This is a genomic window from Ectorhizobium quercum, assembly GCF_026552795.1.
GTDB lineage: Bacteria > Pseudomonadota > Alphaproteobacteria > Rhizobiales > Rhizobiaceae > Ectorhizobium > Ectorhizobium quercum.
Map to the genome: position 1 here is coordinate 23,493 of NZ_JANFPI010000015.1, position 8,351 is coordinate 31,843.

4 protein-coding genes are annotated in these 8,351 nt (G+C 56.4%); all 4 read left to right on the forward strand.

Annotated features, from left to right (window positions below; all coding sequences use genetic code 11):
• The first annotated feature begins 11 nt into the window (after positions 1–11).
• From NOF55_RS23165 to NOF55_RS23180, 4 genes are read left to right on the forward strand one after another with little or no spacing between them, the layout of a single operon-like run.
• A complete protein-coding gene (locus NOF55_RS23165) occupies positions 12–710 on the forward strand; it encodes a copper chaperone (protein WP_306413505.1) in 699 nt (232 codons plus the stop codon).
• Positions 703–2,454, forward strand: a complete 1,752-nt coding sequence (locus NOF55_RS23170) for a trypsin-like serine peptidase (RefSeq protein WP_306413506.1) — start codon at positions 703–705, stop codon at positions 2,452–2,454. The genes NOF55_RS23165 and NOF55_RS23170 overlap by 8 nt, the downstream gene beginning before the upstream one ends.
• The gene (locus NOF55_RS23175; protein ID WP_306413507.1) at positions 2,451–5,630 is read left to right on the forward strand and encodes an ATP-binding protein; all 3,180 of its coding nucleotides are present in this window, start codon (positions 2,451–2,453) and stop codon (positions 5,628–5,630) included. The genes NOF55_RS23170 and NOF55_RS23175 overlap by 4 nt, the downstream gene beginning before the upstream one ends.
• Before the next feature lie 10 nt (positions 5,631–5,640).
• Positions 5,641–7,599, forward strand: a complete 1,959-nt coding sequence (locus NOF55_RS23180) for a DNA/RNA non-specific endonuclease (RefSeq protein WP_306413508.1) — start codon at positions 5,641–5,643, stop codon at positions 7,597–7,599.
• The last annotated feature ends 752 nt before the right edge of the window (positions 7,600–8,351 follow it).

The window sequence follows — 8,351 nt, forward strand, 5'->3', positions numbered from 1 at the left end:
GCTGGCTGGCAATGGCATCCAGCAGTGTTCTTGAACTGCCCTCAATCTGCGGCGAGCTGACAACCTTCGTGTCGGTCCAGCTTTTTTGGCAGAGCAATGGAATATGGGGACTTCTGTCGAGCCAGGCTGCAATGGTCGCCGCGATGATGGGGCCTTTCACGCTCGGCCCTCTTCTGTCGATTTCCGACCGAAGCTTTCGGCGTGAGCGTGTTCGCGGCATGATCGCCTTTGGGCTGGGGTTCGCCTGCGTATGGCTGGTCGGAGGAGTAGCGATTTCTCTGGTTCATGCGGTGGAGCTTGCATGGCTTGCCGATGTGGGACTTGTTACTTCTGTGAGCGCCGCTCTAGCCCTCATCTGGCATGGTTTGCCTTGGCGGCAAAGGCTGCTCAACCGCTGCCATCTGACATTGCCTGTCTCCGGACATGGATTGGCGGCAATCGCGGCATGTTTCCGATATGGCGTTTACGCGGCGCTGCCCTGTATCGGTGTCTGCGGACCACTTATGCTTGTGGGGATGTCCTTCGGCTCGTATCACCTTCCCGTAATGATCATTCTGGCCGTCTTTCTCTGGCTTGAACGAGCCCTTCCGCCTGAGCCCTGTATATGGGGACCTTGCAATCATGTGCGTAGCGCCAGACGGCTGACCAGTCTCGTCCGCTCGGCGCTGCGGATCATGCATCGCTCCGTGAAGGCTCCCTGGCATGCCTAAAACGATCTCTCGCCTGAAATTAGAGCTGATCGTTGCCAACGAGCGTAACTTGGTCGACAAGGCGATAGAGCTCATTCACCAAGGTGGCGAGACACCGATGTCGCTCGATCTGATCGAGTTGGCCGGGATGGGTGACACCCCTCCGCTCGATGTGATCGACGCTCTGATCGAATACCTGAGCAGGAATAGCATGACCGAGCGTTTCATTGCTGTTCTGCAGCGGTTGGGCCGGGAAATCTCGGACGATGCAGCGCCTCCGGCTTTGGATCCAATAGCGGCCGCAAGCTTTGACCCAGACAGAATGCAATCGTTCTGCCATAGCGCCTCAGCATATCGATGCCGAATTTTGATCGGTGACGAGATCAGAGGCAGTGGGGTGCTTGTCTCGCACCGATTGGTCCTCACGGCGTGGCATGTGGTAAACGAGGCACAGCCGTGGACCGCCTCTCCGCAGATAGCCGTCATCGCAAGTGATGGTAAGCGCTATCGCGCCAGGCTTGCTGGTCCGTATTCCGATTGCCATCCGACAGAATGGACAGGCGCAATTGCCGACGACGCGGACCTCGCAGCGCATAGCGACTTCGTACTTTTGCGCCTAATTGAGCCGATTGGCTATTCGCTAGGTCATCTTGCTCTTCCCACAGAGTCCTATGTATGGGCTGGCAATACCAGTTGCATGCTTGTCCATTACCCGGACGGACAGAACCGAGGTTTCACCCTTGGAGAAGTCACGTATGGCGGCAACAAACCGCGCTACGAACACACCGTCCCGACCGCGGCGGGATCGTCAGGTGGGGCGGCGTTCTCAAATGGCTTTCAGTTTATCGGCCTTCACCAGGGTCGTCTTGGTAACCAACGGAGACTGGTGCCGGCCAGTCGTTACGTCAACGATAATGAGTTTAGAGCCTGTATCGGCTCTGACACCAAGCCAACTTATCTTTGGTCTTTGAACGGATCGCTTGATGCGCATCTGATTATAGGCCGCCAGCTATTTTTCAGTGGGCTGACAGCCTTGGTCGAAGGGAACCAGTCGCTGTTCGGAATCTGGATTAAACGTCTTGACCCTCAAAAGGATGAGGCCGGACTGGCTTTTGCCTATCGCATGCTTGAGAATTTCCTCATGCTACGCTCGCCCAGCGCCAGAGCCGTTCGGATCGATATTCCCACTGATGGTGAAGATCTCCTGGAACTGACGTTTAGGCTCGCTGGCGGCGATCCATCTATGCTGCAAGCCCGTCCAGGCGTACGCTTGGATGAGACTACAATGTCTGCTTACGAGCGCGACCGTGCCGATGCACTCGTTTCAAATCTCGATCAACGCGATGCTCCGCTTTGGCTTTTTCTGGAGGGGCCAAATCAGGAGTTCAGTCGACGGACCCAGTATCAACTGGAACAGCTGATTGCGCGGCTGGAGCGCGCACGCAATATCAAGGTGGTGCTGAGCCGCTTGGAGAGCTACAATCTCCCGGTCATGACCCATCAGTCTCTGCCTGACGTGGACGCTGGCAGGGCAGGGCTGTTGCTCGACTATGTTGGCGACTTCGGTCGCGAAGATGTTCGCATCACAGTCACCGCAATTCGTGACGACCTGGCTCCCGATTTGAATGATGGTGTTGTCGAATTAATAGTCGATCAATCTCTTGCAGGCGTTCCTCACGAGTTCGGGGTATACAGTTCCGCCAAGCTTGGAATTGTCTCAACCAAGCTGGCCGATCTAATCTCACCGCGGGTAGGTGCAGCATGATGAAGGGAGGCGATTTCGAACGGTTGATAGGTAAAGCGCGTCGCTTCGCCGCGTTATCGGTTTCATTCAAGCCGTTGGATGCGGTCCGTGCCGCGTTGGGAGCCGAGAAGTACGAAGCTTCCACGGCCGCCATTCTCCTTGCAAAGCTCCAGGCTGACTGCGTCACCTCCGAACCAGGTTTTTGGGTCATGCGCCCCTCGCCAAGAGAAAAAACTCTTCTCGCAACCGATCGGAGCGTTGCGCTCGAGGGGCTCAGTACGCCTTTACCGCAAGACGAGGCTTCGGTTTTCCTCCGTGACACCTATCTCGGCGACAGCGGGCCAATTCGCGAACTCCTGAACCGACTGGTTGCAAACCCTTTTGACGCTCATGAGCAGTTGGGAAAACTGTTGGCCACGTTCAGCCAGCTTGGTCGTGCCACGGAGCTTTACAATCGAATCCCTGAACTTAGAAGCGCACTCAATCGGGCTGACGGCGTGGTCCAATCAGATAGTCGGCTGGCAACTGGTTTCTTCGGGCATAAAGAACTCCGCGAAGAGCTTGCCGATTGGATTGACAACCCTCCTCGCGAGCGGATGGCCCGAGCGTTCTACATTAGCGGCCTGCCCGGCGTCGGAAAATCGTTTCTGATGGCGAAAGTCGTACAGGAAGCGCGTGCCCGCAAGAACCCTGTTGTCCTGACACTTGATTTCGACCGGCGGGGTCTCAATCTGCTTGACACAGACAGTCTTACCCTTGAGCTCGCGCGGCAAGTATCCGATGAGCTGCCACAGCACGCGCCGAGGTTATCAGAGCTGCGCGTCGAGCTCTCCAAGGAGGCATCCGGACGCTACCGCCGCAGTGGTTCGCTGGAACTACCGACCGGTTTCGCCGAGGCGATGAGGGTCGCAGTACAAGAAAGCGGGCGTCCGGTATTGCTCGTGCTGGATACGCTTGAGGTCTTGCGTGGGTATGGCGAGACCCATCCGGCACGGCTATTCTCATATATTGACCAGTTCATACGCAGCGAGATCGGACCAATGTCGATCATTGCCGCGGGCCGTGGAGATGCGCTTGCCCCAGTCGATCCATTTCGGATCGGGGAAACCAGATTGCTGACCGGGTTGGAGGATGCCACTTCGGCCCAGCTTCTCACCGGCCTGAACGTTCCATTCGGGCGCATTCAAGACATTGTCGACCGCGCGCGGGGGAATCCCCTGCTGCTACGTTTGGGGGCCAAGCTTGCCTTGGACAGTGAAAGCCTGACCCTGGACTGGCAGGCGGGTGATCGCCCTGAATTGGCCGGAGCCTACCTCTATCGCGCCATTCTCTCGCGCATCGAAGACGACGGCGTTCGTAACGTCGCAAACTTCGGTCTCGTTATGCGCCAGGTTGATGCTGACGCTATCCGCGAGGTCATTGCGCCGGGTGTGCAAATGCAGCTTAGGGCAGGCCAGGCGGAGGCGCTTTTGACCGATCTGCGGACCAACCATTGGCTAGTCGTCGATGAGGCGCAGAGCGGTTGGGTGAGGCATCGCTCCGATATGCGCCAAGCGATGTTACCCATGATCTATGAGGACGCCCCAACACAGGCAGCTGAAATCAACCGCCGAGCTGTCAAATTCTTTGAAGGCCGTGTTCCGGAACTGCAGCTTTATCATAGGCTTCAGCTAATTCGGTCAGGTGATCCGCTTGTAAACGTATCACCGCAGCTCGCGAGGTCGTTCGACGACGCCATGATCGAAGAGCTTCCAGCTATTGCAGCGGACGCGGTTCGATTAGCGCGGGGACAACGCTCGTTCACCGGCCTCAGCCAGACGCTTTCGCGCAATGTGTCGGACCGTCAGCCGATTGCACCCGGCCAACAGCCTCCAGATCGAACGATGGTACGGGATCTCGAGCTGCTACTCGAACAGGGTGACTTGACGGAGGCTGACCGCCTATACGAGGCGTTGTTCACGGAAATGAACGACTTGAAATCGCCAGCTGGTGCCGTTGCGTTGTGTCACCGCTGGATGAGCGGACAATGGTCGTCCGCAAGCAAACAATTCAAGCAACTGACAGAACTCGGCTATAGGCTCGAGGGAGAAGGTCATTCTTCTCTTTATCGGCTCGTGGTTTTGGAAATGCGGGCTGAGTTCGGTTTCCAAGAGCTTGCTAGGGAAATGTCTCTTGACGGACAACTCCTCCTCAACGCGCAATCGACATATGGGGAGGCGCAAGGACGCCGATTGAACGACGGACCTCTGGCCTTTGCCATGCTTGCAGCTGATGGTTCACGATACACCTCCAACGATAGGCGTGATCGCATCGGCGCTGCCGCAACCGGCCTTGATGATGCCTCACTCACCGAATTTGCCCGTTCGGATATGCTGGCCCTCAGAGAGCGATACGGCATTGAAACGCTGCCGCATACACAGGCCCACGATTACGCAGCCGTGCTGAATCCTTATTCGCGGCCCGTTGGTACTCTATTTGCGCTGAAACGTAGTCCTCGCATGCTTGATTACCTCAATGGGATCATGACGAATTTCGATCAGGTGATGGATTCTGCCTTCAACATCGGTGAGTCAGGAGGCCCCAAGGCCCGTCTCCTGAGCGACCCGACACAGGGCATAGACTATCTGGCCGCAGTTGGAGCTACCGCGGACTGGTTGGGCGCTTTCAGTTTTTTCCATTCCACAGCACACGTCCCCATGCTCGCGCGGCGAGCGGAGCGGTGGCGTAAGGCAGCTGCAGGATCATGGACTTTTGGTGGCCGGCCGCCGAACAAATGGCGTGACCAGTCGGAGGAACTCGACCGTGGTATGTACCAATGGTTCGAAAAGGCGGTTGGTCATCAAGAAGCAGTGCAGGAGGCGGCAAGGCAATTCCTGTTTTGGGCTTTCGCGGGTCGGTGGTCGCCAGATGCAGGCTGGCTGAGTGCCGAGGCATACTTCCCTGAGATTGGTGAACGTGCCCAGGCACGCATCTTTCGCGCAATGTCGCAAGGAAAACAGGCCGGCTTCGGATTGGGAAGGCTGAATGGCCACCTTGGTTGCCTGCGGGAAATGCAGCGGATCGGGGTCGCGAGAAGCATCGCGGTTCCGTTGACAATTCTGGCGATGGACGCTGGCGATGGGTACACGCCCGACGACGAATTCATGACTGCGTTTAAGATAGTTGCCGGACCAGAAGTTCGAAGTCGTCTCTATTAAGGAGGGGAAAATGTCTGATCAATTTGCCGAGAATGTAAAACGGCTCAAGTCGTTCAGCGAGCGGGAATGGAATAGCGTCAAGAAAGCTTTGACGGACGGCAACAAGCTGTTGCGGCAAGCAGGGCTTGGTGGAATTTCGGTTGCGGACATAGATGCGAAGCGCGGAGAGTTGGAGGCGCGCGGGGGGAGCCAAGCGGTTGAACTGGAGGCGATCGTCCGGCTGGTCAATCGGCCTCCAATGACAATCCGAAATGGAAAGGTGGATCTCACCGATTGGCCGCGGGATGAGTTTCCTCCTGAGTTCGATGTTTGGGTTCGTGCCGTCGAACCGATGCTGGGTTCAGTGGGCCGGATCGAGTTCGTGAACCATGACATGGACTGGGGCGGTACCGGCTGGGTGCTGAAAAGCAAGGACGGTGAACTGTTGGTGGCTACCAACCGCCATGTGGCCTCGATCGTTGCTCGCCGCACCCATAGCGGGGCGGGTGTCTTCATGTACGCGCCAGGCGGTGGCGGCCGATATGGTGCACTGATCGATTTCAATGAAGAGGTCGATGCGACGCCTGATTTAGCACGTCCAGTGAAGCTCTTGAGCTTCACCTATCTGGCGGCTGACGACGAGGCTGACGTGGCTATAGCCCGTATCGACAGAGTCCCGCAGGAGTTTGGTGTTGGTGCTCTTCCGCTTTCGGACACCGATGGTGAGAACGGCGAGCTGGTGGCCGCTATTGGTTATCCGGCTCGCGACAGCCGGAACGATGCCACTCAAATGGAGAAATATTTCAAAGGACTTTACGATGTGAAGCGCTTCTCGCCAGGCTTCCTTCGTGTTGCAAGCTCAAACACTCGCCTGAGCCACGATGCCACGACGCTTGGCGGTAGTTCCGGTTGTCCGCTCATCGGACTTAAGCAAAAAAAAGTGGTCGGCCTGCATTTTGCTGGCCGATATGGGGTTGGAAACAGTGCCGTCCGTGTCAGCACGCTCAAGCGGATTCTTGAGGGAAACAAGACTGTGATCCCGGCCACTGCGATCGACGAAGATGATGAGGCGCGAGACGGTACGCATCAGGAGACAGATTTTGCTAACCGCGGGGGCTACGCCCCAAATTTTCTCAAAGCATTTGCGGTACCATTGCCGGACACTAGTGGTGCAGTGGGCGTTCGCTTGGCGGCGCCTACGGATGCTACTAAGGAACGTCCTCATGAGCTGCGATATACCAACTTCGGCGTGCTCTACTGTGAGCAACATCGCAGCCCCGTTGTAGCAGCCGTCAACCTAGACGGAGAACGCGCCGTGCGAATAAAGCGCGGTAGCGACCGCTGGTTTTATGACCTGCGCATTCCCAAGGACCTACAGGTTGGTAGCGATGCCTATTCCGAGGCTGGCCTCGACCGTGGACACATGGTGAAAAGGGAGGATCCGAACTGGGGTGACGGGGATATACCGAAGCGTGCGAACTTCGATACTTTCCATTTTCCAAACTGCTCGCCTCAACATGCCGGTTTTAATCGAGATCTCTCAACTTGGCGTGGTCTTGAGGACTACATCCTGGAAAACGCCCGGACCCACGGTTTCCGGGCTTGCGTGTTCACAGGCCCAATTCTCTCCGACGATCTGGAGGCATATGGAAACACAGGTTTGCTGCTGCCCAGGGAGTATTGGAAGGTTGTAGTAATGCCCACGCAAGCAGATGACGGCTCCCTTGTTCCTCATGTCACCGCATATGTCTTGAGCCAAGGGGAGTTCATCCAGAAGATTATGGAAGCACGGGGAGCAAGCGAGGCTGCGGAAGGGTTTGTCTTCGGCGCATATCGAACGTTCCAAGTCACCGTTGGCTCACTGGAGAAGGAAACCGGTTTGAGCTTCGGCGACCTCAGGAAATTTGATGCCTTGGCCATCGAAGTCGAGGGAAAAGAAATAATTCGCCCGTATGTCGCGCTGCAGCTGATCTCAGATGCGATTGTATGACGATCTCGGCGCAACGTACTTAAGTTGCGATAAACATCCCCGATATCCCGATATCCGTCTGTAGTGAAGCATGTACGGCTATTTCAGCGAAGGAGGTGTTTGGTTCCTGGGTTCCTTGCTTTCGTAACTCGCTTCTGAAAGGATGATTTCTCAAAAAATGCAGGAGACTGTGCATTTCTCGTTCGTCGATCATCCTGGCGTCGTCCCGGGTGCTTCTCGTCAATCACGCACGGTTGCCAAAAATAATATGCGGACCTCGCGGTCATCGGCAATTTTGAATGCGTTTACAACGGCAAATCCCTCTACGCTGCTGTACAAAAAAGGCCGCTACGGTCGCCGGTAAGAAGAATTTTGAGCAGTACGCTGGATGGTGGGGATGATCGCAAGTTAAGATTAAATCCTGCCCCCGCAACCAATTCCAACATAAAGCACTGATTGTACAAGTCTAGCAATAGCATACACCGAAAACGTCCGGAGACACCAAGCCCCGCATCGTGAAGATCGCGGGGCTTTTGTCGTTCAGGGATCACGACGCAACAGGGGAGGGAAAGAACTGCCATCTGCATCATCGTCGCCGTTCCGCCCTTCAACCGCGTCGAGCACTCTCAGGACGTTCAAGGGAATTGAACCGCTCCGGGTTTGCCGGAGGCTCCAACTCTTGAGTAAGGTGGAGCATGATGAGCAAGACGACGAACAAGTTTTCCCCGGAGGTCCGCGAGCGCGCGGTGCGGATGGTTCTCGACGGCGAGGGT